Below are 23520 nucleotides of genomic sequence, written 5' to 3'. Positions count from 1 at the left end.
CGAGCTGGACTTTTTACATCAGGAGCCATCATGGCCTTCTACGACGAAATGGCCGTGATGGCTCTGGAGATGATCACAGAGTTTGGCCAGCCCGTAACCATCAGCAAGACCGAGCCGGGCGAGTATGACCCGGAGACGGGCGGCGAGGCGCCGGGCGCCAGCATTGAACAGACCGCCCAAGGCGTCCTGCTCGACTTCACCGGTCAGGAGTTCCAGAACAACAGCCTCATCAAGCAGGGCGACAAGAAGCTCAAGATCGCCGCGCAGGGACTGGAATGGGTACCGGATCTGCTGAACAAGGTGATCATTCTGGGCCGTACCTGGTCGATCGTCCCGCCGCTTAAGGAGATCAATCCCGCCGGGACAACGATCCTTTATGAGCTGCAGGTGCGGTCATGAGTAGGGCGGGTGCCGGGCAATCTGGCAGCTTTGCGCTGAGTCTTGCCGAGTTTGCTGCCCAGACCAGCGAAGCCATCGACGCGAGCGTGCGTGAGATCATCATCGAGGTCGGCAGCAGCCTGATCCGCATGTCTCCCGTGGGCAACCCAGAGATATGGGCGCAGAACGCTGTAGCGACCCAGTACAACAAGGCTGTCGACGACCACAACAGCGCGCTGCGCAGTGATCCGGCCAACCTAACCAAGGGCGGCAGGCTCAAAAAAGGCCGCAAGATCAACGACGGCATGGACATCAAGGCACCAGAGGGCTACGTCGGTGGCCGGTTCCGTGCGAACTGGCACATATCGCTGGGCGTGCTCGAGAGCGTCACCTTCGACGAGGTAGACCCGAGCGGCGCCGAAACCACTGCGGCACTGGTTGCTGCGATGAGCGATTTCACCGCCGGCCAGATGGCTTACATCATCAACAACTTGCCCTATGCGATTCCTCTGGAGTTTGGCCATTCCACTCAGGCCCCCGGCGGCATGGTCCGGGTAACCGTGGCTCGCTTCCAGCAGATCGTGCAGGAGGCCATCAGGAACAATCAGGTATGAGTCACGCACGCGCCCGTCAGGCCATCGAAACGAAGCTGGCCGCATGGTCGGCTGCGCGTCCAATACGAGTGGCCTACTCGAATCAGCCATTCACGCCAAATCCATCTGAAACCTATCTCCGGGCCTTTCAGCTTCCAGCCAGCACCACTTGCCGTTATCTCGGCGGGGACGCCTACGAATACGCCGGTGTTTATCAAATCAGCATTGTTTGTCCGTCTGCCCAGGCCATGGCCACCGCAGAGACGCTTGTTGAAGAGCTGACACGACTCTTTCGCGTAGACACGCCACTGGCCCGCAACGGGTTCGATGGCCTCATCACGGAACCAGTAGATCAGGGGCCAACCATCACAGAGTCGGCGACCTATACGGTCCCGGCCAGCTTCACCTACGCAGGTGTCGCAGACCAACCGCCCGCTGGGGCATAACCTACCGCCGTCAGGCGGGCACTCAAGAGGAAACACACCATGGCCGCACGCTTCCCGCTGCCGAACGGCGCTGTGCTGGAGATCGCCAGCATTATGGGATCCGCCGTCGCTTTCACTGCTTTGACCAATGCGAAACCGCCGGTCGCTGCCTCAGTAGGGCACGACATTGAAAACGGCGACGTTTTGCTGATCAACTCCGGTTGGGCGCTGATCAATGACCGCGCAGTAAAGGCGTCCGGCGTCACCGCCGATGCTTTTGCCTTGGCTGGTCTCAATACCACCAACACCGACAAATTCACTGCCGGTGCTGGTTCTGGCTCAGTGATACCCGTGTCCGGATGGACGCAAATCTCGAAAGTTACGTCCTTCACATCCTCCGGCGGTGAGCAGCAATACCAAACTGTCGGCTACCTGGAAGATGACGACGACAAGCAATTTCCAACCAACCGCAACCCGACCACGATCACCATCGTGGTGGAGGATCAGCCGACCGCTCAATACGTCGAGACAGTCGAGGGCTTCGACGACACCAAAGAGCTGGCCGTCGTGCGCATGAAGTTGCGCAACGGCGATCAGATCCTCTACCCGGGTTATGTGAGCATCACTCCTGATCCAACGATGGAGCGTAACAACGTGATGACGCGAACCATCAGCATCGGGCTTTCTGCTCGCTCGCTCCGTTACCTGGCCGGCGCATAAGGACTTCTCATGGCAAAGATCAGGATCGCTCAGAACCCTACGTTCAAGGCTCTCGTGCACATACCTATCGTCGGGTGTGAGCCCGAGGCAATCGAGTTCACCTTCAAGTATCGCGATCGCCCGGCACTCGCCGCGCTCTTCGACGAGTGGAACCTCAAAGCGAAGGAAATGCGCGAGGGATTCGGGGAAAGCACCACATTGTCAGAAGTCGTTGCTGCCGAAACCGAGTATCAGGTGCAGCAGATCAAGGATCTGGTCGCGGGCTGGGGCTTCGATGACAAGTTCGACGACAAGAGCATCCTTGCCCTTGTGAAGTCGTGCAAGGGTACTGCCGAAGCGGTAGTGAATGCCTATCAGAGCGCATTCAATCAGGCCCGTTTGGGAAACTGAGGGCGGCAGCCGCAGCGTTGTACGAAAGCGGACCATCTGCTGAGCAGTTGGCAATCCTCGGGCTGACGGCTGCCGATTTGTCCGGTGACGATGTAGAGGTCTGGCCATGCAACTGGCCGGCCTTTATCTTGTTCAACCGAATGTCCACGCAGTGGCGGGTCGGCACCGGTGGAGCCATCGGCCTCGATTACAACTGCATCCGAGACGTTGCCGGCTTCCTTGGCATCAAGAAAAAGAAACTCGCTGAAATCTTTCCTGACCTGCAGGTGCTGGAAGGCGAAGCCCTGCGCGTTATGGCGGAGGAAAGGGAAAACAGCCCGTAAGCACGGGCATTTATTCAAGGTGAGTCGATGAACATTTCCGAACTCGGCATAAAGATCGACTCGGCCGATGCGATCGAGGCAAAAACCAGCCTGGATGAAATGGCGAAGGCCGGCGGCCGGGCCGAGCAGTCCGCCGTTTCGCTGATGAACGAAATGCAGGCGCTGGAGAAATCGCTTTCTACCAACGCCAAGACCACACAGGACCTTGCCAAACAGCGCGATGCGTTGGCGAAGCTGACCAAGACCGGCGCCTATGGCGAGGCTGAGGCCGCGAAGATCTCGGCGCAGCTAGACAAGCAGCAAGTAGCGCTGGCCAAGTCGACCATGGATGAGCAGAAGGCACTGAACAGCCTGTTGGGCGCCATTGACCCGGCCCGCGCCGCACTGGCGAAGCTGGACACCCAGGTCGAGCAATTGGGCAAGCATCTGGACGCCGGCCGAATCAGTCAGGACGAGTACAACACCGCCCTGAGCAAGATCGATAAGGACTACGACAAACTCAACAAAACCACCACCGGCTTCGACAAGCTGCGCCTCGGCACTCGCCAAGCGCAGGAAAACGTCGTGCAACTGGGGAATGCACTGTCTTCGGGTGACTGGGGTAGCGGCGTTCGCGCAGTCGCACAATTGGGCGCTGGTGCGGGTGAGGGTGCGGCGGGACTGCTCGCAATTCTTGGTCCGCTTGCGCTCGCCACCGCTGCCGTAGGTGGGCTGGCATACGCTTTCTACAGGGGCAGCGAGGAGCAGGATAGCTACAACAAATCGCTGATCCTGACCGGCAACTACGCAGGTGTGAGTGCCGGGCAATTGGGCGACATGGCTCGCCAGGTCAGCGCAACCGTTGGCACCACTGGTCAGGCCGCCGCAGTGCTGGCTCTGCTGGCCGACAATGGCAAGATCGCCGGCGAGAGCTTCACCGGAATCACTCAGGCCGCTGTTTCGATGCAGGAAGCGACTGGCAAGGCCGTAACCGAGACGGTAGCGGAGTTCGCCAAGCTCGCCGACGACCCGGTAAAAGCCTCTGCCGCACTGAACGAGCAATACCACTACCTGACCGCGTCGGTTTATTCGCAAATCACCGCGCTGGAGAAGCAGGGCGACCATGCCGGCGCCGTGAAGCTGGCCACCGAGTCGTTCGCTGATGCAATCAACGAGCGCACACCGCGAATCCTCGAGAATCTGAGTTTCTGGGAGAAGGGCTACAACGCCGTTGCTCGGGCTGCTGATGGATTGAAGAATATCGGGCGCAGCGATATCGGCGCCGATATCGAGCAAGCCCAGCGCGACTTGGCGAGCGCTCAGGCAGGCAATGTCGGCCTGTTCCAGAACAAGCAGGAGATGATTGATCTCTACCAGAATCGTCTCAACATGCTGGAGGACCAGAAAGCTGCTGAAGCGGATATCGCCAAATGGCAAGGAGAGCAGGCGAAAGCTCAGGGCGATGCCGTCTCCTCAATGGCCAAGGTCGACGCACTCACCAAATCAGCGTGGACGAATGAGCAAAAACGTACCGACGCGATCAAGGAATACAAGCGGCAGCTCGAAGACATCCGCAAGGTCGCACCCAGCGACCCACGCCTGAATCAGGCGGCAATCGACAAGAACCTGGCGAACATCAGCGACCAGTTCAAGGATTCGAAAGCGGCTGGATCGCAGGTTGATCTGACCAGTTTCAACAACGCCAAAAACAACCTCGCAGCCATCAGCGAAGAGTACAAAAACGCCCAGAAGGAACTGGACGCCGAGCAGAAGGCCGGGCTCGTTTCTCAAGCCGACTACGCCCTGAAACGCGAAGCGCAGATCGGCAACGAGCGCGACGAGGTGACTGCAGCCTACGAGGCGGAGATTGCTGCGCTGGAAGCCGCGAAGGCGAAGAAGACCACTTCTGCCGCGCAAGGCATCCAGCTCGATCAGAAGATCGCCGACGCGCACGCGGGCATGGTCAAAGCGCAGAAGGACGCGGACAGCCAGCTCGAGGTACTGGCCACGAATGAAACCGGCCGCCTTGCCCGGCAAGAGCGGGCGATCACGACCTACGTTCAGGCGTTGGCTCAGCAGCAGCGCGCACTGGAGCTGGCAGGGCAGCGCGCAGTGCTTGGTGTTGGACAGGGCGATCGCCAGAACGCGCTCAACAGTGAGTTGAACAGCCAGCAGGATCGGTTCGCACAGCAGTCGCTGGAACTGGCAAATCAGAAGTCCGACCCGTCGCGGAATATGTCGGAGGAGGAGTTCGCCCGTAAGTCGCAGGCTCTCGCCGATGCGAACAAGGCCGCAACCGATCAGATCCGGCAGAACTACGCGGATGTTGAGGCGGCGCAGGGTGATTGGACCAAGGGCGCGACATCGGCCTGGGCCAACTATCTAGACTCGGCGAGCAACATTGCCGGCCAGACGAAAACCCTGTTCGGCAATGCCTTCAGCTCGATGGAAGACGCGGTCGTCAACTTCGCCATGACGGGGAAGCTGTCGTTTGCTGACTTCACCAAGTCGATTTTGGCGGACATGGCGCGGATCGCGACCCGGCAGGCCAGCTCGGCGCTGCTGAGCAGCCTCGTGGGTGCCGCCACTAGTTACTTCACTGGCGGCGGTGGCGGTAATGGGCTGGCGGCTGGATCAGCGGGCGCGACGTCGTCAAATCTCGGCGCATCCTCGGCAGGTTACTCCAACACTTACTTCCCGCAGGCTCTCGGCGGTGCATGGTCGTCGGGTGTGCAGATGTTCGCCAACGGCGGCGCCTTTACCAACAGCATTGTCAGCGCGCCGACCGCCTTCGGGATGGCCGGAGGCCGGGCGGGTGTCATGGGTGAGGCGGGGCCGGAGGCGATCATGCCGTTGACCCGGACTTCCAGCGGCAAGCTGGGTGTTCTCGCGGCTGGCGGTGGTTCCGGGACTGCAATCAGCATCAGCGCGCCGGTCACGGTGGTGACCGAGGATCGCAGCTCCGAAGGCATGCAGATCGACCAACAAGCGCTTTCCAAAAACCTACAGTCGCAAATGCAGGCCGTGGCCGAGAAAGCCGTTGCTGACTCTTGGCGTGCGGGCGGTACCAGCTTCCGAAATGCAAATGGGAGGGCCTAATGGCCATCGAGAAATTCACCTGGCCAACCCAGCGCGGGGAAACACCCGATATCAATTATCGGGTGCGCACCTCGAAGTTCGGCAACGGCTACGCGCAGAACGTCGGCGACGGCCCGAACAACAAAGAGGACTCCTATCCAATCACCTGCGTCGGGCACAAGGCCAAGGTGCAGCAGATCATGGCGTTCCTCGATAGACACGCCGGGGCAAAAGCGTTTCTCTGGACAACGCCGCTCGGCGAACTCGGACTGTTCACCTGCAAAAATCCCGCTCCCACACCAATGGGCGGTGAGGTCTTCAAACTCACCGCCACGTTCGAGCGGGCATTCAAACCATGAGGGGCAATCATGCCGCTGATCAGTGACATCCAGGTGCTTGAACCTGGCAGCGAAGTGCTGCTCTTTGAATTGGACGGCACGGACTACGGGGCGGATGTTCTGCGCTTTCACGGGCACGCGATACCGCACACTTCGGCCGAGCTGATCGCTGCAGGCGCCGATGCCGATCAACTGCCGGCGAAAGCTATCTACTGGCAGGGCAACGAGTACAGCGCCTGGCCGATGCAGATCGACGGCATCGAGTCGAACGGCGACGGCACGGCGGTCCGGCCGACATTGTCAGTGGGTAACGTCAACGGGCGCATCACTGCGCTATGTCTGGCGTTCGAGGATCTGCTCGAGTTCAAGCTGACGATGCGCCATACGCTCGGCAGTTACCTCGACGCGGCGAACTTCCCGGCCGGCAACCCAACGGCCGACCCTACCCAAGAGACGATCGAGGTCTGGTACATCGACCAGAAAACGAACGAGGACGGGGAGAACGTCAGTTGGGAATTGGCCAGCCCGGGCGACGTCGGTAACGAGTCCATCGGCCGGCAGGCCACTACGCTGTGCCACTGGTGCCTCACCGGTGGCTACCGTGGGCCGAACTGTGGATACACCGGCCCGTACGTGACCAAGGACGGCGTCGTTACCGACAACCCGGAACTGGACGAGTGCGACGCCACGTTGGGCAAGGGCTGCATACCGCGCTTCGGCGAGGGCAATCCGCTGCCGTTCGGTGGATTTCCCGCTGTGAGTCTCGTGGCAAGATCATAGTAGAATGCCTTTGTGGCTAGGGTAGCTCCCGAAAAGCCGGCCCCTAACCGGTCTGCCACTCCCACATTTAGGGTTCATGCTGTAGGGGTGTGAAGTGAAAGTAAAATATCCATCAGACCTAGTGGGATTGCGATTTGGCAACCTCACAGTCGAAAGCAAGCAACCGAACGACAGACCATACAAAACCAGCTTGTGGAACTGCATTTGCGATTGCGGAGAATCGCGAGTAGTCCAGCGAAGCGCGCTTGTGTGCGGGATACAGGTATCATGTGGTTGCTACAATAAAAAGCGCGTAATCGAAACTCACACCATCCATGGATTGCACGGGCACTCAGCCTACGGTACGTGGAAGGCGATGATGGACCGCTGCTACAACCCGCTTAGTAAGGACTATCCAGATTACGGAGGCCGCGGAATCCAGGTTTGTGAAGACTGGCAGGAAGTCGCTGGTTTTATCGCTGGGATGGGCGAAAAGCAGAAAGGTCAGAGTATCGATCGAATTGACGAGAACGGTGACTACACGCCCGACAATTGTCGCTGGACCGACGCGATGGGCCAAGGCGAGCACAAGCGCAATAACGCGATGGTGAACCATCAAGGTGTTATAAAGCATCTCGCTGGAGTTTGGCGCGATACCGGGATGAAGGAGTCGACCCTATACAACCGACTAAAAGCTGGTCTAACCGTTGACGAGGCAAGTTCTAAGCCTGTGAGAGAGCACAACGCCACGCTGATAATTGATGGTGTTGAGAAGACGCTAGTCGATTGGGCTGCAGTTGCTGGAGTGACACGCAAGACCATTCGCAACAGAATGAACGCAGGGCTTGTGGGTGCAGATGTGCTCAGGCCACCGATATCAAAGAAAACTCCAAATTAGTAAAGGGCGCTTCGGCGCCCTTTTTGTTGGGTGAGAATAAATGCGCAAACACATTCTCAACGCGATCCAGGCACACGCGGCAGCCGAGTACCCGAAAGAGTGCTGCGGGCTTCTGCTGGCGATCGGTCGCAAGCAACAATACTTCCCCTGCATCAACGTCGCGACCGAGCCGAACGAAGAGTTCCGGATCGACCCCGAGCAGTACGCCGCAGCTGAGGACGTCGGCGAAGTGATCGGCGTGGTGCATTCGCATCCGGACGCAACCAGCAGGCCATCACCGCGCGACCTTGCGATGTGCGAAGCGACGGCGATGCCTTGGCACATTCTGAGCTGGCCCGAGGGAGATCTGCGCACCATCGTCCCGACCGGCGAGGTGCCGCTGCTGAAGCGGCCATTTGTGCACGGGGCCTGGGACTGTTGGCAGGTCTGCGCGGACTGGTACAAGCGCGAGTGGGGGCTTGAGTTCGAAGCGTTCAAGCGCGCCGATGGCTGGTGGGAAAGCAAGGACAGCACCAGCCTCTACGAAGCGAACTACGAGGCAGCCGGCTTCTACCGCGTCGACCAGCCGCAGCGCGGCGACATGATCGTGATGGAAGTGGGGCGCACCTTTTACCCAAACCACGCCGGGATATTCCTCGGCACTGATCCTGCGCTTCCAGGTGAGGACGCTGCAACGTTCGGCCCCGGGCCGTTCCTGCTGCACCACCTGTACGGCAGGCCATCTGAGGTCATTGTCTTCGGCGGTCCTTGGCTCGACCGCATGCGCCTGATTCTCAGGCACAAAGATTCACAGTCACATAACGCGGCTGGGCCGCAGGAGAACTAAAATGGATAAGGACAAATCAGAATTGCTCAAGTGCCTGGACTCGATGGCGCTTTCTCTAGCGGAGCATGATCATGAGTGGAGCCATGAACAGCGCCAGGCATATGAATCAAGCGTTGCCTACCTTACTTCTGGCGATTGTAAGGAGACTGGTTCGTCGGTTTGAGGCTTACATTTTCTTCTGCAGCTTTCGAGTAGATAGAATCCTCTGACCGGCCTAGTTTTAGTCCGATTACCCTGGTTGGAGTGTTTTCTTTGGCCAGTTTTTTCAGTTCGGCTACGTCAGCCGCGCTCCAAGCCTTTCCGGCGTTTTCAGGTTTTTTTGCCATTTTGACCTCCAGGTCATAAACGCGCCGAAATTGGCGCAATCCCAGTCCTTGGGCTTGCAGGCAAAGGACTGGGGAATCCGTTGCGTGAGGGCAAGAGGCTACTATCGCAGGGAGGCGCGGCGATACTGGTGATTCGTACAGATGAAATTATTCTGGGCAACCCGCGTCGACTGTTTTCTAATGAGTCCGGGCTAGTGATCACGCGGACTACCAATGAATGGATACGATTATGGCGATGGGGTTAGGAGATAGGCTCGGGATATTTTCGTTTTGGTGCGGGATTCTTGCGGTAATTTTCACTTTTCTTGGGCTTATTTCCGGATTCGTCGGAACGCAGCTAACTGGGAAAGGAATATCTGACACCATTAAGGCGACCCATGAGACGGCGCGGCAGGCTTCAATTCGTGTAGATCCACAATGGGGGGAGTTCATTAAAGTCGTCACTGACGCATTGCCGTACAATGCAATTAAAGCAACTCTCAAATATCAGATGACCGCTTCTGACACCAGGCTCCCTCTTCAAATCAGGTTTTCGGCATTCGAAAATGGCTGGATTCACACTATTCATTCTGGCGAATCAGGTATGGCTGAAGTGAGGCTTGAAGAGCCTCGAACTTTTTATGTTAGTGCTGGGCATCCAGGTGTGGATCTGATCATTAGCGTTGCAGGATACGAATTTTGACTTCATTGTTTCCCACAGGAGTGACCTGCATGAAATTGATCGTAGGAGCGCTGGCGGTAGCGCTTCTGTTGGGGTGCTCCCACAAGAGGCAACCACTTGATAATCGTGACCCTTGCTTAGATTTCGGCCCCCCTGAAAGCTCAGGTTTTAAAGCCTGCTTAGATCGTCGAGCCCAAGCTCTGAAGGAGCTTCTTGAGGGTACTGGTAGAAAACAGTATCAAATAGTTTTCGATGAGAAGGTCGTTCCCTGACTCGAAATCACGAGCGCAACTGGAACTGGTATTGGAGTAGTAGCGCTGCGTGCTTCAGCCGATCTGCAATCGGAGTCATAAATGGAGTTGCCTCTCTTAAACGAACTCCTTTTCGAGCACAATTGCGTAGCTGCGATCAAGCTCGAAATGGTGGATTTCAAGTACAGCCTCAGCCTGACTATGTCTTCCTCGGAAGATCCAGAAATCGAGGGTGTGACGGCTATTTTTCATGATGTCAGCTCACTGAACCTAAGCGGCTTCGGGGGCGGACTAACCCAATTCATGGACCTCGTCGTAACTCGCATCGACCGCGGTCTGGATAGAATCCGTTACGAGTTAAGGGATATCGAGGACGGAAAAATTTCGTTCTATTTCTTCACCTTCAGCGTGCGAGACCATAAGGAGTAAATATGCGGATTGTGATAGGGGCGTTCGCGGTAGCGCTGTTGGCGGGGTGTGCAACTTCGCCAACGCCTTCCAGTGAGGCCAAGCAGGCGCCGGCTAGTCAGCTTTCGGCATACCAGGCCAAGCCAACAGGGGCATATGGGACACTGCAAGTGATCCGTGACTCTGGGCAGACCGGTAGCCTTTGCGCGATGGCAGTTTTTATCGATGGCAAACAGGCCGCCAAGCTCGAGCCGGGCCAGAAAGCATCGTTCTACCTGCCGCCGGATTCGGTTTCAGTCGGCGCGGCTTACACCGGCTCTGGCATCTGCTCGATGGGGGCTGCGCGAGTGGAGCGGGAAGCGATCGTGAAAGACGGAGCGGTCAAGAAATACCGAGTTTTCACCGGAGGCGATGGGCAGATCGACATACTGCCCACGACCCTCTGAACAGACCGCCTTCGGGCGGTTTTTTATTGCCTGGAGAATGGCATGTGCTCAGCAATTACCTACACGCCGATGACGAAAGTGATGCTGTCCGGTTCGCTCGCCAAGAAGTTTTTTCGAAGCAAGCAATTCCTTCTCGACGGCGGATCCGCCGTGGAAGTGTTCCGCGCGCTAAATGCGACCATTGATGGGTTCGCCGAGGAAATTAAACGACTGGAGCGCCTTGGACTGAAGTTTGCGATCTTCCGGAATCGCGCAAACATTGGGATGGACGGATTCGATCTCGGCGGTACGCGTGAAATCCGCATTGTTCCGGTGATTGCGGGGAGCAAGCGCGCCGGCGGGCTGCAAACAATCATCGGTACAGTGATGATCGCCGCAGCATATGTACTGTCATTCACCCCGTTTGCAGCCGCATCGCCGTTTTTGTATGCGGCTGGCGCGTCGATGGCGATCGGCGGCGTGATCCAAATGCTCAGCCCCCAAGCCTCAGGCCTGAAGCAAAGCGCTTCCCCTGAAAACTCCCCGTCCTACGCCTTCGGCAGTGCCAAGAACACCACGGCCAGCGGCAACCCGGTACCGATCTGCATCGGCGAGCGCCGGTGGGGCGGCATGATCATCTCGGCCTCGATCCTGGCTGAAGACAAAGTGTAATCAGGACAGCAGCACACCGACCGCCCGCGAGGCGGTTTTTTTATGCCTGGAGGAAAGCATGGGCGCAGCAGCACAGATCGATATCCACGGTGAGAAAGGCGGCAGCAGCAAGCCCAAATCGCCGACCGAAGCCAGCGACAGCCTGCGCTCGACCAACCTGGCCAAGCTGCTGATCGCCGTGGGCGAGGGTGAGTTCGACAGCGTTCCGACCGATTACGACATCTATCTGGATAACACGCCGATCCGCGATGCGAGCGGCAACTACAACTTCCCGAACGTGAAGTGGGACTGGCGCCCGGGTTCGGTGGATCAGACCTACATCCCGGGCATTCCATCGGTGGAGAACGAGACGTCGCTGAACATCGAGTTGCGCAGCGATTCGCCATGGGTGCGCTCGATCACGAACACCCAGCTTTCCGCCGTGCGCATGCGTTTGGCTTGGCCAGCGCTGCAACGGTCTGATGACCAGGGTAACGTCGGCGGTTACCGCATCGAATACGCGATCGACGTGGCCACCGATGGCGGCTCCTATCAGCAGGTGCTGGTGGATGCGGTCGACGGAAAAACCACCACGCGCTACGAGCGCTCGCGCCGCATCGATCTGCCGGACGCCACTACCGGCTGGCAGATCCGCGTGCGCCGCCTGACACCGAACCAGAACACCAACAAGATCGCCGACACCATGCTGGTGGCCGGTTACACCGAAGTCATCGACGCTAAGCTGCGCTACCCGAACACCGCGCTGCTCTACATCGAATTCGACGCCGAGCAGTTCACCAACATTCCTGCCGTCACCGTGAAGTGCAAGGCCCGCCGCTGGATGGTGCCGAGCAACTACGACCCGATCCTGCGCACCTATACAGGGACGTGGGACGGCTCGATGAAATCGGCCTGGACCAATAACCCGGCGTGGATCACCTACGGCATCTGCACTGAAGACCGCTTCGGCTTGGGCAAGCGCATCAAGCCGTTCATGGTCGACAAGTGGGAGCTGTACCGAATCGCCCAGTATTGCGACCAGCTGGTGCCGAACGGACTCGGTGGGCAGGAACCACGCTTTCTCTGCGACATGAACCTGCAGGGCAAGGCTGATGCCTGGTCGCTGCTGCGTGATATCTCGGCGATTTACCGAGGCATGACCTACTGGGCGCAGGGGCAACTGGTGATGCAGGCGGACATGCCGCGCGCGCAGGACTTCGACTATGTCTTCACGCGTGCCAACGTCATCGATGGCAAGTTCTCCTATGGCAGCGCTTCGGCGAAGACGCGTTACACCCGGGCGCTGGTGAGCTACGACAACCCGGCGAACAACTACGACACCGACGTCATTCCGTTCGCTGACCTGGATCTGCAACGCCGCTACGGCGACCGCCCGACAGAGTTGAGCGCCATTGGCTGCACCCGCGCCTCCGAGGCTCAGCGCCGTGGCAAGTGGGCGATCTTGAGCAACAACCAGGACCGCACCGTGTCGTTCAAGACCGGCATGGAAGGTGTGATCCCGCTACCGGGTCACATCATCCCTGTGGCTGACTCTTTGCTGGCGGGCCGCGAAGTCGGCGGCCGGATCTCGGCGGTGGCGGGGCGGGTGATCACCCTCGATCGCGACACCCAGGCCAAGGCCGGTGATCGTCTGATCATCAACCTGCCGGGCGGACGCGCCGAAGGTCGCACCGTGCAGAGCGTCAACGGCCGCGCCGTTACGGTCACTGTCGCCTATAGCGAACCGCCGGTCGCGCAGTTGCAATGGGCGCTTGATGCCGATGATCTGGCCATTCCGCTGTACCGCGTACTGCGCACCAAGCGCACCACCGAAGGCGACTACGAAATCAGCGCGCTGCAATTCGAACCGAGCAAATTCGCTTTCATCGACACCGGCGCACGACTGGAAGAGCGCCCGATCAGCGTGATCCCTATCACCGTTGTGCCAGCGCCGGCGAGTGTTTCGCTGTCGGCGACTTCATCGGTGGTGCAGGGTCTGGCCGTGGCCACAATGACCATCAGCTGGCCGGCCGTGGATGGTGCGGTCGGCTATGACATCGAATGGCGCAAGGACAGCGGCAACTGGATCAAGCTGCAACGCACCGGCATGACCAACGTCGACGTGGTCGGCATCTACGCCGGCGCCTACGTGGCCCGTGTCCGAGCGGTGAGCGCGTTCGACATCTCGTCGATTTGGCGTAATTCGATCCTGACCAACCTCAAGGGAAAGGAAGGATTACCGCCGGCTGTGTCGTACCTGATGCCGACCAGTCTTGTTTACGGCATCCGGATGGCGTGGGGCTTCCCACCAGGCGCAGAGGACACCCAGCGAACCGAGATCTGGTATAGCAAAACGACCTCTCGCGATGATGCGATCAAGCTCGGTGACTTCGCCTATCCGCAGGCATCGCACGAACTGCAAAACATCCTGGCGGGAGCGAGCTTCTTTTTCTGGGCGCGCCTCATCGATCGGACGGGAAACATCGGGCCGTGGTATCCGGAGGGGATCGGTGTCAATAGACAAGCAAGCTCTGATCAAACCGAGTATGAGAAATATTTCTCCGGACAGATCGGCGACTCTGCGCTCGGCCAGCACCTTGGCGATCGAATCAATCTCATTGATGGCCCGGCTGATCTCCCGGGATCGGTCAACAACCGAATTCAGGTTGTAACTGGCGAAGTTGATGCGATTTCGGAGAAGGTCGACGGCGTCTTCGCGCAGGTCAATCCACCGCTCGCTGGTGAAACCGAAGGTTTCGCAGGCTCGACTCAAGCCTTTGTCGGCGTCTGGTCATTGCAGTCGGCAGTGATCGAGGGTGATGTCGCCATCGGCAAGCAAGTCGACACCGTCCAGGTCGAGATGGGCAAGAACAGCGCGGTCATTCAGCAGGTCAGTCAGGCGCAGGTTGCGTTGGATGGCAAGGCGTCGGCCATGTGGTCTGTAAAGATGCAGATCGATTCCAACGGTCGATACGTCGCCGCGGGCATCGGCTTGGGCATCGAGAACGGCCCGGCGGGTTTGCAAAGCCAATTCATCGTGAGTGCGGATCGCTTCGCGGTCGTGAACAGCATCACCGGTGGGCCGCTAGCAGTTCCATTTGTCGTGCAAAACGGCCAGACGTTCATCAGTTCTGCGTTCATCGCTGACGGCACAATCACCAACGCCAAGATCGGCAGCTACATCAGTTCCACCAACTACATCGCCGGCCAACAAGGCTGGATTCTGAATAAAGACGGCACACTCGAAATTAACGGCATCGTTCCAGGGCAGGGGCGCTTGGTGATCAATTCACTGAATGTCTCGGTCTACGACGCCAACAACGTGCTGCGTGTTCGTCTCGGCTATCTGGGGTAACCAATGGCTACATTCGGCCTACGCGTTTTTGACGAGAGTGGTCAGCTCGCCATGGACACCAACAGCTCCACCTACCAAGTGATCTGGCAGGGCGTTATCGACTTCAGTGGAACAACGCCCAGCTACACGATCAGCATCCCCGGATTCAACCCGACCAACTGCGTGTTCATGATCATTCCGACGAGGGCTCAGGACGTGCAGTCATCGGAAACAGATGGCAGCGGCAACGCCAAGTCATACCCCTATGTCACGACATCTTCTGGCCAGGTGGTCGTCCTTCCGAAAAACCCTTCATCCCCTGCCGGCACGACTCAGACACGGATTGTAGCCAAGGGATACGCCATCAGGTTCGCCGCATGAGCTATGGATTTCAAAGCATCAATGACGGCCTTCTGGTTCAGATCGATTCAGAGGCTCCACGTCTCTGCATGCTTACCAAAGGGTCATATTCAGGGGTTGCCACTGCATCGGCAGTGTTTGCCCGAGCGATTACAAGCCAAGACCCGCCGATAGTTTTCATCCGGCCAGATCAGGGTGGGCCGATCCAGGTGCCTATTTCTGCGTGGTTTACCGGTGGACCGGGGAACTGGACCGGTTTTTCGATGAACGCATCAAAGGTCTACGAGACTTTGAGCGGCCAGTACTTCGTGGCCGCTTGGGCTTCCATGGGAACCGCTTCGTATGGGCTGCGTTTGTGGGATCAAAACGCCGCGCTTGTTTATGACAGTGGCGCCCCGGCTGTTGTTGTGACCTATGCCGCCGGCAATTGGACATATCTCGGCACTGAAGAGCTAGGCGTTGGACGCCGGTATCTGTGGGGAATTTCTAAAAGCCTAGGTGTCGGGGAGTACGTCTCCCTGAATCCATTCACTATGAATTGCCACAACAGCGGCGTGGGCGGCGGGTGCGCCCTCGGCGTTGATTACGTGAACAACCGAATAATGATGTACAGCCTCGCTTTCGTCGCGTGGACCGATCAAGGCCACCGCCCATTTCTTTGCGCCAAGTTAACGGCCTAATCCGACCATCGATAAAGGGACAAACATGTCAAAGCAGACGATTAATCTCGGCACTGCGCCTACAGGCGTGGGCGGTGATACGCCGCGCAGTGCGTTCACCAAGACACAAAGCAATATCGACGAGATTTATGCAGCGCTTGGGGCTAGCGGCAGTCCGGGTACTCTTCCTGCATCACTACCAGTAGCCCAGGGAGGGACGGGAGGAACGACTCAAGCCACGGCGCGCACCGGCCTTGGCCTTGGGTCAGCTTCGACAGTGGACGCTGTAGGCCTGATGTCGAACAACGCCATTATCGAGACTGGAAGTAGTGCCACCGGTATTTGGACCAAGTTTGCTGACGGAACAATGATCACACAACATCGCGGCACTATCGCGCTGAACATCACTACCGTTTACGGCGCTTTGTTTTATGGCAGTTCAGCTGCAATTTCCTTCCCTCAAACATTTGTCGGGGATCTTCCAAAGTTGTCGCTGAGCGTAAGCAATGGGCCGGTCGCTGCATTATGGGTGGGTCGGCAGTCGGCCGTTACGGCATCCAGTACTGGTTCATTTATCGTCATCGCTCCCTCGTCGCTCTCTAACGCGGTTGTGGTCGTTGACATCATCGGCATCGGCAGATGGAAGGTTTAATCAATGAAGATCAATCTGATACCACAGGGGCGGCCTGAAACGCTGGAGGTCATCCGGCTTGGTGACACCCTGAACATTAATGGCGAAGATTTCGATTTCTCGCCAATCGGCGAAGGTGACACCCTGCCAGCTACTGCGGTCAGCTCAAGTTGGTTCATGGATAAGATCGAGAGAGTTAACGGTGTAATTGAGCTGACACTGATACTCCCGCTTCCCTCGAATTACAGTCCAGAACAGGCGTTCCCGGTGCCTTTGGTAGATGTTCCAGATGGTTCGGTTGCCTTTCCGCAACCACTGCCCGAGCCCATGCCCCCCGCACCCAACGCGACATCGATCAACGGAGGGCCTGACGAATGAGCAATATTGACTGGAGCAAACTCAACACAAAGGCGATGAAGGATGCAGCTATTCAAGCTGCCCAACTGAGCTCGGCCAAGGCTGATCTCTCAGCGAGAAATGCGAAAGCTGTCACTCAGATCGCACGCATTCAGGATCGTGTCGATACGATCGGTTTCGGCATCGATATCGGCGAGGCAACCGCAGAGGACGAAGCCGAACAGACCGCATTGCTGCTCAACTTGAAGGCGTGGAAAACGTACAAGTTCGCATTGGGCAAGGTCACGGTGCAGCCGACTTGGTATCAGGCGCCGGTATGGCCAGTCGAGCCACCGATCCCGGAAATCATCGCCGCGCCGTTGCTGAGCGAGCCATACACGATCTGACTTGACCCGAACACCGAAACCCGCCAGTGAGCGGGATTTTTTTTGCCTGGAGAAAAGATATGCCTGTAACTGAGAAAGACCGCGACATCCTCGCCCGTACGATTTGGGGAGAGGCGCGAGGCGAAGGCACTGCCGGCCAGGTCGCAGTAGCCTGGACGATCCGCAACCGCGTGTTCGATGGGAATGAAAAGTCGTGGTGGGGCGAGGGCTACGCCGGCGTCTGCCAGAAGCCGTACCAGTTCAGCTGCTGGAACAAGACCGACCCGAACTATCAATTCCTGGTCGGAGTGAAACAGATCCCGTTCCGCGAGCTGGCTCAATGTCGGATCGCTGCTGACCAGGTGATCGACGGCAAGGTGTCTGACCCAACTGGCGGCGCCACGCACTACTACGCCACCAGCATCAAGGCACCGGCCTGGACGGCGATGGCAAAGCAGACGCTCAAGCTTGGCGGTCACGTGTTCTTCAAGGATGTGCCGTGATGGTCGTTCCGTGGCGCCTTCTCGGGGCGCTGGCGCTGGCGCTGGTTGTCGCCGGGTTCGGCAGTGCCTGGCAGTATCAGGACTGGCGCTACGGCCGGCAACTGGCAGAGCAGGCGCGACTGAACACCGCCCCCCCAACCAACTGACCCAGGCCGCTGCCACCGCGCAGCCGTACGCGCCCGACTTGCCCCGGCGCATGCTCAACAAATTATCGCCATCACCGACACCGGGGACCGTGGAGTGATCGCGCTGCCGGCGTGTCACTCCTATGTTAAAGACGATATTAAAGTATCGATTTTTAAATATAACTACCAGTGTTTGGAATAGAAGAATAGCTCCTGGTTGTAAAAAAATACTCCGGATAAAAAATGCAGGAAAAATATACAAAAACAGATCGCGTACTTTGTTTTTTCATATCTGGTTCGTGTAAGGGTGTCGAAGTTCTTTAAAAGAAAGGATACCGAAAACAGAAACGTCAGGTAGAGCCCGATTTGTCCGCTCCACCAGAAATTCCCATGGTACATTCTGCCCCCGCTTTCGGCGAAAAAGTACATAAATGTAGCCCCGATAAAAAGACAGAGTAGAGCGAAGATGACTTCGTTATCTTTTATGTACTGCTTCGGGTAGAGCAAGAATATCGAAAGAGGAAAAGTTATGGATAGGAGTAGCTTTGGTAACAAGTAACTTGAGTAATGGGATACTGTTTCAAATGGCATGAAAACAATGTGGTTTTCAGCGTCTTTCGTTACTTTTGAAATATCTTGAAGTACGAATGTTTGGAAAAACTGTAGGCTAAGCACTGTTAGGATCGGTAGGAAGAAGCATAAATAAATGTGTGCGCGACTTAATGTCAGCTTGAATTTTCCAGTAAGAAGTAAAAATGCCAGAAATGCAGGTAGAACCACTATCAAAAAGTTTGGTTTTGAGATGCCACAAAAAAACAAGGATAAAGCTAGAGCTACGCCGATAGGCCACTTATTGATGGATGAACCATCTGAGGACTTAAGGGTATAATAAAAGACCAATAAAGATAATGGCTTCAACAACAGCATGGTGGGGCTGTGGTAGATGCTAATGCCTATGTAGCCAAAATATAGATGATGATCTGTAAAATAAAAAAGCTGTATAGGAGTGATGATCAGTAGCGATAGAGAAAACGCCGTCGCGATGGACGGCGAAGTGTGCGAAAGAAGGATTCTGTAATTCAATATCGCAAGAAAGAAAATTGACGCAACAATTACTATTGTTGATGCTTGTATATAATTTGTGGCGAGTGCTGTCTTAACCAGTATTGCCAAGATGTGATAGAGAGGGTGCGGGAGGTTTATTATGTGACTTGTTTCTATTTCGCCAGCCCATTGCAGGTGTAGCTTATAATCACCACCTATTGCAGAAAGAGAGCTAATAAGCGGCACGAATAAAAGCACGCACGCCGTCAACAAAACTGCGTATGAAATATAATTCTTGATTCGTGCCTGTGATTCGTTCTGATGTTTTCTTTCAGTTGTCGGCCCGCCAGTGTGAATCATCGCCATCGACAGTATCCTTTTCAAATTAACTATCTTGTAAAAGTGCGGTAATTTATGCGGCGAGTGTATACGCGACAGCGGTTATAAGCCAAGGTTAACCGTTCGCTCCTTCGGGATGGATAGACTGAGATTAGTTTCTCCTGATCCTGTGGGACGTGCCCGGCTTAGGATTTACGATTCCTGATGGGGAAATGAGTGCGCATGCGGGTTCTCTACTTTTAGTGTCTGAATTGCTATCGCTAGGTGGGAGATGTGTCTGTCCTTCGCCATGAGTTCCGAGTTGCTCTTAGTTTCGATATCGGGTAGAGCAGCCTGCTGGCATCAACTGCTTCTGACTTCGCGGCACTCAATTGGGATCTGAGTTTATCGCACTCGGCCGAAGCGGCAGCGTGCATCTCAACCAGCTTGAATATCCGCTCCCTGGACTGTTGCAGCTGAAGGTTCAGCTCCTCAAACTCATTTTCGTAGAGGGCCAACTGGTGCCGGCAAGTTTCGATCGGCGTCGGGCAGCCGAGCCAGTCTTCGGTATTTTCGATATCGGAGGGGGCCACGGGAAACGCCTTGCTGATTACTGGCTTTATATACAGTAATCGAGGCGAGGCAGGCAGGCGAGGGTGAGGCGACGAGCTGTAGGGTTTTGGATTGGTGTTCGGTCGGCAGGACGCCGTAGAGCAGGGACTTTCTGGTCGAAAGCCTGTAGGGACTTTTGCGGGGATTCGTGAAATACGGTTAGTCACGGTTAGGCATCGATTGCAGTGGGCGCCGTTCCAAAGGACTGTTCCGTATAGCTTTTTCGCACTCCTGCAAGCATGGGGTGCTAGGGGTCGAGTGTTCGAATCACTCCGTCCCGACCATAATTCCTGAGTAAAATCAGACACATAAGCCGATCATATAGATCGGCTTTTTTGTGCCTGCGCAAAAACTACACGTTAATTTCTTTAATAAGATCTGAATTCGCTCCGGCCAGGTGATCTTTGCTGAGCCCTTCAAATTCAATCCTGACTATGCGTAGTACAAGTTCAGCGCAATCAGCTCAAACACAACCACAAATACGCAGAACGCAACGAATCTTCGGGTAAACACCCGGCGAGGCTTTTCATAGCCTTGGTAGTTACTGAATGCGCTGCAAAGGTTCCCCAGAAAATCAATAAAGTCCATCAGATCTGCATCCTCCCCTGCGTGCTTCATGCATCTTGCCAATTCAAGTCTGGTTAAGATTTCTCATTGTCCTTACGATCGGCCTCGGTAGTCGGCGTAGGGCTCTACGTTGGCCGGTACATCCAAAGGCAAGTTGATTCCCTTTTTACTGATCGACGCGCCATTTTCATGGGTGATCGATACAGTATTCTTCCCCTTCGAATATCAATACACCTGCAATCTATGACTTGCGGCGAGTGCAACTTAAAGCGGTATAAAAGTCCCGTAGAAAAACCATGGCATGCGCCAAGGATTTTCGTTTCTGACGCCACCGCCGATAAAACTCAGGATGATCCGACCCTGCCGTCCCGAACTTGCATCAGTGCAAACCCCAAAAGATTCAGGCCTTTCCACAGATTCGGATCGTTCACATCTGCGTGATCCTGCGCGAGCCCAATTCCCCAAATGGTATCAACCGGGCTCGCTTCGACAATCACCCGAGATCCAGTGCGCATCAGGTATTCGTCCAGCTCCGGGTTTTGGGAGAACTTGGCTTGGTTTGCCTGGACGACGATGTCGTATCGGTGTTGCAGCCAGAGTTGGTCGTTGAACCCGCGCACCTTGCGGCCGAGGGCTTTGGCGGCGTTCGGGGTCGGGGCCTGCAGCACTTGTGCACGAATTTCCTGATCGTCGAACAACGCTGCCTTCTCGGCCATCATGAAGTGTTCGGCTGTCGGGTAGCGTTGTCCCTCGACAACGAATTCGGCTTCGTACCACTGGCTGAAGCACGAAGCCGTGACGGCGTTCTTGCTTCGCTGGTGTCCCCAGAAAAAAGTGAAATCCAGAGGCTCTCCGGCGTTGAAGCGAGCGCGTAGATCTTCGAGAAGTTTAGAGTCGTGCAATGAGATTTCCTCGGTAACTGACGTTCGACGTTACAGTTGCTGTGCGTGTCAGGGCAATACGCAATATCGCCCAGACACTAATCCAGTGGGCCCAATACCTGGCGGTAGTGTTCTTCGCCTTGAGGCGTCTGCCGGGTCAGGCGCAGATCGACGGGTTGAAGGATTCGCTGTTCGACCCTGTGTCGTTCAGCGAGCATGGCGCTGGCAACCCGTGGCAAATCACCGGGAGTGTCGGGCTGACATTCAAGGATGTGCAGCCGCCACCTTTGTAGAGCCTGATCAAGGTTTCGGTGATTTACCGAGGTCTTCCGAGTCGCTTGAAGTGGCTGCATCTTTCGCCGTTTCATGCGACTCGGCGCCGGAGTTTGAACCCGAAGCCTCTTCACCTTTCTTGTCGGCCTTGTCTGCGTTGGATTGAGCTTTGCCGGCCTGATTCACGCCGGGAAGCGCGGTCGGTGGCGCGGCAGACTCGTCAGCTGCCTGCCCGGATGCCGAGGCGAAAAGCGGGCAGGCCGAGAGCAGGCCGGCCAGGGTGATCGCTGCAATTTTGCTGTTCATGATGGTTGTCTTCCGGTCGAAGCGGATGGTGATCATTGGAAGCACCCGGCGAGCGAAGGTGCCCGCGGTTGGACGGGCGGTCAATTGCTGCCGTTCTCATCACGTGAGGTCGACGATCTGGCTCCACTCAAGCCCGAACCGGCCAAGGTATTTCCTCAGTCGATCGGCATCATTGGGTTGTGCCTTGGCCTGGCGCGATATTCCGAACAGCCGGCGGCCGGCATCGGACAAGCTGTCCGCCTGCCGGCACACCTCGATCACTGCCTTCAATTGCAAGCGGTCAAACAGGTCCATGGTTTCGGCATCTCCCGGTAACTCTTCTGAAATCGCCTGCGGTTGCGCCAAGCCCCACGCGTAGCGCAGCCGATCAATTTCTTCCTGTACCTGTGCTTCATCAATGCGCCCGCTGTCGGCGAGGGTTGCCATCCGCGTGATCGAGGCGGAGAGTTCGCGGAAGTTGCCCAACCACGCCGCCTCACGAGAGCTGGCGAACGCCAGATAACTGCGCCGGGCTTCCAGGTTGAAGCGCACCAGTTGCCCGTGTTCGCGGGCGTGGCGTTCCAGCTCGAAATCAATATTCGGTTCGATGTCCTCGCGGCGGCCGGCGAGGCCAGGCAGGTCGAACGTCCACAGGTTGATGCGCGCGTACAAGTCTTCGCGGAACAAGCCGTCAGCAACTCGGCTGCGCAGGTCGCGGTGGGTGCCGGCGATGATCAGGAAATCACTTTCGACCTCCTTGTCCGAGCCCAGCGGAAAGAAGCGTTTTTCTTCAATCGCCTTGAGCAGCATCGCCTGTTCGTCTGCACCCAGTTCGCCGATCTCATCGAGAAACAGCATGCCGCCATCGGCAGCGCGCAGCAGGCCGTCGCGAGCGTTCTGTGCACCGGTGAAGGCACCTTTGACATGGCCGAACAACGCCGACATCGCGCCATCGCCACGCAGGGTGGCGCAGTTGACCTCGACAAAGCGCCCCTGCATTTGATGGCGGCTGCGTTTGAGTTCGTAGATGCGTCGGGCGAGGAAGGATTTGCCGGCGCCGGTCGGGCCGATCAGCAGCATCGGCGCCTTCGAGCGCACGGCCACGCGTTCGATTTGCTCGATCGAGCGGTTGAAGGCGGCGTTGCGTGTGGCGATGCCGGACTTCAAGAACTCCAGGCCTTCGAGGCGCTTGTTGGCGAAGCGCGAAGCGATGCGATCGTAACGCGACAGGTCGAGATCGATCAGGGCATGAGTGCCAATGGCGTGATCGCTTTCGTTGCGCTTGGCCGGGGAGGTCTGGATCAGCCGCGCCGGCAGATAGCGCGCCTCGGTTAGCAGGAACCAGCAAATCTGCGCGACGTGGGTGCCGGTGGTGATGTGGACGAGGTAGTCCTCGCGCTCAGTGTCGAAATCGTAGGCGGTGGTGAAGTCGTGCAGCGCACCGTAGACCTCTTCGAAATCCCATGGGTTGCGCAGTGACATCGGGTGCAAGCGCACCTCGGTCTCCGGCGAAACCTGCTGGATGTCGGCGCGCACCCGCTCAGCCAGGCTGACGTCGCGGGCGTCGATGCCGTGAATCAGTTCGAGCCGGTTGATCAGCACGTCCTGCTGTTGGCACAAGCCAACACTGGGGCGCCAATGGCTCCAGCGATTGGCGCCTTTGCCGACGCGATCGAGGGTGGCGCCGATAAAACCGATGGCGACGGTTTGCTTGTTTGGCATGCTTATCTCAAAAGATAAAAAACGATATCCAATGATAAATATTCGGTGAGGGGTT

At 57.0% G+C, this 23520-nt stretch carries 30 protein-coding genes and 1 pseudogene; 26 read left to right on the top strand and 5 right to left on the bottom strand.

Annotated features, from left to right (window positions below; genetic code table 11):
* Positions 1 to 30 precede the first annotated feature (30 nt).
* The 11 genes from F8N44_RS15305 to F8N44_RS15255 all read left to right on the top strand — a co-directional run bounded on the left by F8N44_RS15305 (position 31) and on the right by F8N44_RS15255 (position 8707).
* On the top strand, positions 31 to 399 hold the full coding sequence (locus F8N44_RS15305) for a hypothetical protein (protein WP_150650879.1): 369 nt from the start codon (positions 31 to 33) through the stop codon (positions 397 to 399).
* Positions 396 to 992, top strand: a complete 597-nt coding sequence (locus tag F8N44_RS15300) for a hypothetical protein (protein ID WP_150650878.1) — start codon at positions 396 to 398, stop codon at positions 990 to 992. The genes F8N44_RS15305 and F8N44_RS15300 overlap by 4 nt, the downstream gene beginning before the upstream one ends.
* The gene (locus F8N44_RS15295) at positions 989 to 1417 is read left to right on the top strand and encodes a phage tail terminator-like protein (protein WP_150650877.1); all 429 of its coding nucleotides are present in this window, start codon (positions 989 to 991) and stop codon (positions 1415 to 1417) included. Before F8N44_RS15300 ends, F8N44_RS15295 begins: the two co-directional genes overlap by 4 nt.
* A gap of 39 nt (positions 1418 to 1456) precedes the next feature.
* Entirely contained in the window at positions 1457 to 2116 is a 660-nt protein-coding gene (locus tag F8N44_RS15290; protein WP_150650876.1) for a phage tail protein, read from the top strand.
* A 9-nt stretch (positions 2117 to 2125) separates the two neighbouring features.
* A complete protein-coding gene (locus F8N44_RS15285) occupies positions 2126 to 2506 on the top strand; it encodes a phage tail assembly chaperone (RefSeq protein ID WP_150650875.1) in 381 nt (126 codons plus the stop codon).
* A 53-nt stretch (positions 2507 to 2559) separates the two neighbouring features.
* Positions 2560 to 2829, top strand: coding sequence for a DUF1799 domain-containing protein (locus F8N44_RS15280; RefSeq protein ID WP_150650912.1), 270 nt, complete (start codon positions 2560 to 2562; stop codon positions 2827 to 2829).
* 27 nt (positions 2830 to 2856) lie between these two features.
* Entirely contained in the window at positions 2857 to 5907 is a 3051-nt protein-coding gene (locus tag F8N44_RS15275; RefSeq protein ID WP_150650874.1) for a phage tail tape measure protein, read from the top strand.
* Positions 5907 to 6245, top strand: coding sequence for a phage tail protein (locus F8N44_RS15270; RefSeq protein WP_150650873.1), 339 nt, complete (start codon positions 5907 to 5909; stop codon positions 6243 to 6245). The genes F8N44_RS15275 and F8N44_RS15270 overlap by 1 nt, the downstream gene beginning before the upstream one ends.
* A gap of 9 nt (positions 6246 to 6254) precedes the next feature.
* A complete protein-coding gene (locus F8N44_RS15265; protein WP_150650872.1) occupies positions 6255 to 7004 on the top strand; it encodes a phage minor tail protein L in 750 nt (249 codons plus the stop codon).
* 358 nt (positions 7005 to 7362) lie between these two features.
* Entirely contained in the window at positions 7363 to 7881 is a 519-nt protein-coding gene (locus F8N44_RS15260) for a hypothetical protein (protein WP_150650871.1), read from the top strand.
* A 40-nt stretch (positions 7882 to 7921) separates the two neighbouring features.
* Positions 7922 to 8707: a C40 family peptidase gene (locus tag F8N44_RS15255; RefSeq protein ID WP_150650870.1), complete on the top strand. Its 786-nt coding sequence runs from the start codon at positions 7922 to 7924 to the stop codon at positions 8705 to 8707.
* 122 nt (positions 8708 to 8829) lie between these two features.
* Here F8N44_RS15255 and F8N44_RS15250 read toward each other — a convergent pair whose 3' ends face one another.
* Positions 8830 to 9033, bottom strand: coding sequence for a hypothetical protein (locus F8N44_RS15250; RefSeq protein ID WP_150650869.1), 204 nt, complete (start codon positions 9031 to 9033; stop codon positions 8830 to 8832).
* A 217-nt stretch (positions 9034 to 9250) separates the two neighbouring features.
* Between F8N44_RS15250 and F8N44_RS15245 the strand changes: the two genes are divergently transcribed.
* The 13 genes from F8N44_RS15245 to F8N44_RS32215 all read left to right on the top strand — a co-directional run bounded on the left by F8N44_RS15245 (position 9251) and on the right by F8N44_RS32215 (position 17784).
* Complete coding sequence (locus F8N44_RS15245) at positions 9251 to 9715, top strand: hypothetical protein (RefSeq protein WP_150650868.1); 465 nt, start codon at positions 9251 to 9253, stop codon at positions 9713 to 9715.
* 29 nt (positions 9716 to 9744) lie between these two features.
* Positions 9745 to 9966, top strand: coding sequence for a hypothetical protein (locus F8N44_RS15240; protein ID WP_150650867.1), 222 nt, complete (start codon positions 9745 to 9747; stop codon positions 9964 to 9966).
* Between the two features lie 81 nt (positions 9967 to 10047).
* On the top strand, positions 10048 to 10374 hold the full coding sequence (locus F8N44_RS15235; RefSeq protein ID WP_150650866.1) for a hypothetical protein: 327 nt from the start codon (positions 10048 to 10050) through the stop codon (positions 10372 to 10374).
* Positions 10375 to 10376: 2 nt separating this feature from the next.
* Positions 10377 to 10799 carry a hypothetical protein gene (locus F8N44_RS15230; protein ID WP_150650865.1) on the top strand — a complete coding sequence of 141 codons (423 nt, stop codon included), beginning with the start codon at positions 10377 to 10379 and terminating at the stop codon, positions 10797 to 10799.
* A gap of 42 nt (positions 10800 to 10841) precedes the next feature.
* Complete coding sequence (locus F8N44_RS15225) at positions 10842 to 11450, top strand: tail assembly protein (protein ID WP_122843581.1); 609 nt, start codon at positions 10842 to 10844, stop codon at positions 11448 to 11450.
* Between the two features lie 58 nt (positions 11451 to 11508).
* Positions 11509 to 14784 (top strand): host specificity protein J, encoded by a 3276-nt coding sequence (locus F8N44_RS15220; RefSeq protein WP_150650864.1) that lies wholly within the window; start codon positions 11509 to 11511, stop codon positions 14782 to 14784.
* Between the two features lie 3 nt (positions 14785 to 14787).
* Positions 14788 to 15144 carry a hypothetical protein gene (locus tag F8N44_RS15215; RefSeq protein WP_150650863.1) on the top strand — a complete coding sequence of 119 codons (357 nt, stop codon included), beginning with the start codon at positions 14788 to 14790 and terminating at the stop codon, positions 15142 to 15144.
* Complete coding sequence (locus F8N44_RS15210; protein WP_150650862.1) at positions 15141 to 15803, top strand: hypothetical protein; 663 nt, start codon at positions 15141 to 15143, stop codon at positions 15801 to 15803. Before F8N44_RS15215 ends, F8N44_RS15210 begins: the two co-directional genes overlap by 4 nt.
* Before the next feature lie 25 nt (positions 15804 to 15828).
* Entirely contained in the window at positions 15829 to 16434 is a 606-nt protein-coding gene (locus tag F8N44_RS32040) for a hypothetical protein (RefSeq protein WP_150650861.1), read from the top strand.
* A 3-nt stretch (positions 16435 to 16437) separates the two neighbouring features.
* A complete protein-coding gene (locus F8N44_RS15200) occupies positions 16438 to 16791 on the top strand; it encodes a hypothetical protein (RefSeq protein ID WP_150650860.1) in 354 nt (117 codons plus the stop codon).
* A complete protein-coding gene (locus F8N44_RS15195) occupies positions 16788 to 17156 on the top strand; it encodes a tail fiber assembly protein (RefSeq protein ID WP_150650859.1) in 369 nt (122 codons plus the stop codon). The genes F8N44_RS15200 and F8N44_RS15195 overlap by 4 nt, the downstream gene beginning before the upstream one ends.
* A 59-nt stretch (positions 17157 to 17215) precedes the next feature.
* Entirely contained in the window at positions 17216 to 17638 is a 423-nt protein-coding gene (locus F8N44_RS15190; protein ID WP_150650858.1) for a cell wall hydrolase, read from the top strand.
* Positions 17638 to 17784: a hypothetical protein gene (locus F8N44_RS32215; RefSeq protein ID WP_412071515.1), complete on the top strand. Its 147-nt coding sequence runs from the start codon at positions 17638 to 17640 to the stop codon at positions 17782 to 17784. The genes F8N44_RS15190 and F8N44_RS32215 overlap by 1 nt, the downstream gene beginning before the upstream one ends.
* A 162-nt stretch (positions 17785 to 17946) precedes the next feature.
* Here F8N44_RS32215 and F8N44_RS15180 read toward each other — a convergent pair whose 3' ends face one another.
* Complete coding sequence (locus tag F8N44_RS15180) at positions 17947 to 19173, bottom strand: hypothetical protein (protein ID WP_150650857.1); 1227 nt, start codon at positions 19171 to 19173, stop codon at positions 17947 to 17949.
* Positions 19174 to 20434: 1261 nt separating this feature from the next.
* Between F8N44_RS15180 and F8N44_RS15170 the strand changes: the two are divergent.
* A pseudogene (locus F8N44_RS15170) lies at positions 20435 to 20551 on the top strand (YceK/YidQ family lipoprotein); the annotation flags it as partial.
* Positions 20552 to 20648: 97 nt separating this feature from the next.
* On the opposite strand, the gene F8N44_RS15165 reads toward F8N44_RS15170, so the two are convergent.
* Entirely contained in the window at positions 20649 to 21206 is a 558-nt protein-coding gene (locus F8N44_RS15165; protein WP_150650855.1) for an NADAR family protein, read from the bottom strand.
* 41 nt (positions 21207 to 21247) lie between these two features.
* Between F8N44_RS15165 and F8N44_RS31330 the strand changes: the two genes are divergently transcribed.
* The gene (locus F8N44_RS31330; protein WP_191630895.1) at positions 21248 to 21478 is read left to right on the top strand and encodes a hypothetical protein; all 231 of its coding nucleotides are present in this window, start codon (positions 21248 to 21250) and stop codon (positions 21476 to 21478) included.
* 7 nt (positions 21479 to 21485) lie between these two features.
* On the opposite strand, the gene F8N44_RS15155 is transcribed toward F8N44_RS31330, so the two are convergent.
* Positions 21486 to 21764, bottom strand: coding sequence for a hypothetical protein (locus F8N44_RS15155; RefSeq protein WP_150650911.1), 279 nt, complete (start codon positions 21762 to 21764; stop codon positions 21486 to 21488).
* 99 nt (positions 21765 to 21863) lie between these two features.
* Positions 21864 to 23465: an RNA repair transcriptional activator RtcR gene (rtcR, locus tag F8N44_RS15150; RefSeq protein ID WP_150650854.1), complete on the bottom strand. Its 1602-nt coding sequence runs from the start codon at positions 23463 to 23465 to the stop codon at positions 21864 to 21866.
* Positions 23466 to 23520 lie beyond the last annotated feature (55 nt).

It is taken from the genome of Pseudomonas fluorescens (genome assembly GCF_902497745.1).
Taxonomy (GTDB): Bacteria; Pseudomonadota; Gammaproteobacteria; order Pseudomonadales; family Pseudomonadaceae; genus Aquipseudomonas; species Aquipseudomonas fluorescens_BM.
Note: the sequence above shows the minus strand (reverse complement) of the source record. Positions and strands in the feature narration are given on the sequence as shown.

What these genes read in the sequence shown, in the direction of transcription:
- F8N44_RS15270 (WP_150650873.1), top strand. Translation starts at nt 5,907, where the DNA reads ATGGCCATCGAGAAATTCACCTGGCCAACCCAGCGCGGGGAAACACCC.
- F8N44_RS15255 (WP_150650870.1), top strand. Translation starts at nt 7,922, where the DNA reads ATGCGCAAACACATTCTCAACGCGATCCAGGCACACGCGGCAGCCGAG.
- F8N44_RS32040 (WP_150650861.1), top strand. Translation starts at nt 15,829, where the DNA reads ATGTCAAAGCAGACGATTAATCTCGGCACTGCGCCTACAGGCGTGGGC.
- F8N44_RS15305 (WP_150650879.1), top strand. Translation starts at nt 31, where the DNA reads ATGGCCTTCTACGACGAAATGGCCGTGATGGCTCTGGAGATGATCACA.
- F8N44_RS15230 (WP_150650865.1), top strand. Translation starts at nt 10,377, where the DNA reads ATGCGGATTGTGATAGGGGCGTTCGCGGTAGCGCTGTTGGCGGGGTGT.
- F8N44_RS15225 (WP_122843581.1), top strand. Translation starts at nt 10,842, where the DNA reads ATGTGCTCAGCAATTACCTACACGCCGATGACGAAAGTGATGCTGTCC.
- F8N44_RS15285 (WP_150650875.1), top strand. Translation starts at nt 2,126, where the DNA reads ATGGCAAAGATCAGGATCGCTCAGAACCCTACGTTCAAGGCTCTCGTG.
- F8N44_RS15240 (WP_150650867.1), top strand. Translation starts at nt 9,745, where the DNA reads ATGAAATTGATCGTAGGAGCGCTGGCGGTAGCGCTTCTGTTGGGGTGC.
- F8N44_RS15190 (WP_150650858.1), top strand. Translation starts at nt 17,216, where the DNA reads ATGCCTGTAACTGAGAAAGACCGCGACATCCTCGCCCGTACGATTTGG.
- F8N44_RS15250 (WP_150650869.1), bottom strand. Translation starts at nt 9,033, where the DNA reads ATGGCAAAAAAACCTGAAAACGCCGGAAAGGCTTGGAGCGCGGCTGAC.
- F8N44_RS15275 (WP_150650874.1), top strand. Translation starts at nt 2,857, where the DNA reads ATGAACATTTCCGAACTCGGCATAAAGATCGACTCGGCCGATGCGATC.
- rtcR (WP_150650854.1), bottom strand. Translation starts at nt 23,465, where the DNA reads ATGCCAAACAAGCAAACCGTCGCCATCGGTTTTATCGGCGCCACCCTC.
- F8N44_RS15245 (WP_150650868.1), top strand. Translation starts at nt 9,251, where the DNA reads ATGGATACGATTATGGCGATGGGGTTAGGAGATAGGCTCGGGATATTT.
- F8N44_RS15235 (WP_150650866.1), top strand. Translation starts at nt 10,048, where the DNA reads ATGGAGTTGCCTCTCTTAAACGAACTCCTTTTCGAGCACAATTGCGTA.
- F8N44_RS15295 (WP_150650877.1), top strand. Translation starts at nt 989, where the DNA reads ATGAGTCACGCACGCGCCCGTCAGGCCATCGAAACGAAGCTGGCCGCA.
- F8N44_RS15200 (WP_150650860.1), top strand. Translation starts at nt 16,438, where the DNA reads ATGAAGATCAATCTGATACCACAGGGGCGGCCTGAAACGCTGGAGGTC.
- F8N44_RS15195 (WP_150650859.1), top strand. Translation starts at nt 16,788, where the DNA reads ATGAGCAATATTGACTGGAGCAAACTCAACACAAAGGCGATGAAGGAT.
- F8N44_RS15290 (WP_150650876.1), top strand. Translation starts at nt 1,457, where the DNA reads ATGGCCGCACGCTTCCCGCTGCCGAACGGCGCTGTGCTGGAGATCGCC.
- F8N44_RS15220 (WP_150650864.1), top strand. Translation starts at nt 11,509, where the DNA reads ATGGGCGCAGCAGCACAGATCGATATCCACGGTGAGAAAGGCGGCAGC.
- F8N44_RS15215 (WP_150650863.1), top strand. Translation starts at nt 14,788, where the DNA reads ATGGCTACATTCGGCCTACGCGTTTTTGACGAGAGTGGTCAGCTCGCC.
- F8N44_RS32215 (WP_412071515.1), top strand. Translation starts at nt 17,638, where the DNA reads ATGGTCGTTCCGTGGCGCCTTCTCGGGGCGCTGGCGCTGGCGCTGGTT.
- F8N44_RS15180 (WP_150650857.1), bottom strand. Translation starts at nt 19,173, where the DNA reads ATGGCGATGATTCACACTGGCGGGCCGACAACTGAAAGAAAACATCAG.
- F8N44_RS15210 (WP_150650862.1), top strand. Translation starts at nt 15,141, where the DNA reads ATGAGCTATGGATTTCAAAGCATCAATGACGGCCTTCTGGTTCAGATC.
- F8N44_RS15260 (WP_150650871.1), top strand. Translation starts at nt 7,363, where the DNA reads ATGGACCGCTGCTACAACCCGCTTAGTAAGGACTATCCAGATTACGGA.
- F8N44_RS15155 (WP_150650911.1), bottom strand. Translation starts at nt 21,764, where the DNA reads ATGAACAGCAAAATTGCAGCGATCACCCTGGCCGGCCTGCTCTCGGCC.
- F8N44_RS15300 (WP_150650878.1), top strand. Translation starts at nt 396, where the DNA reads ATGAGTAGGGCGGGTGCCGGGCAATCTGGCAGCTTTGCGCTGAGTCTT.
- F8N44_RS15265 (WP_150650872.1), top strand. Translation starts at nt 6,255, where the DNA reads ATGCCGCTGATCAGTGACATCCAGGTGCTTGAACCTGGCAGCGAAGTG.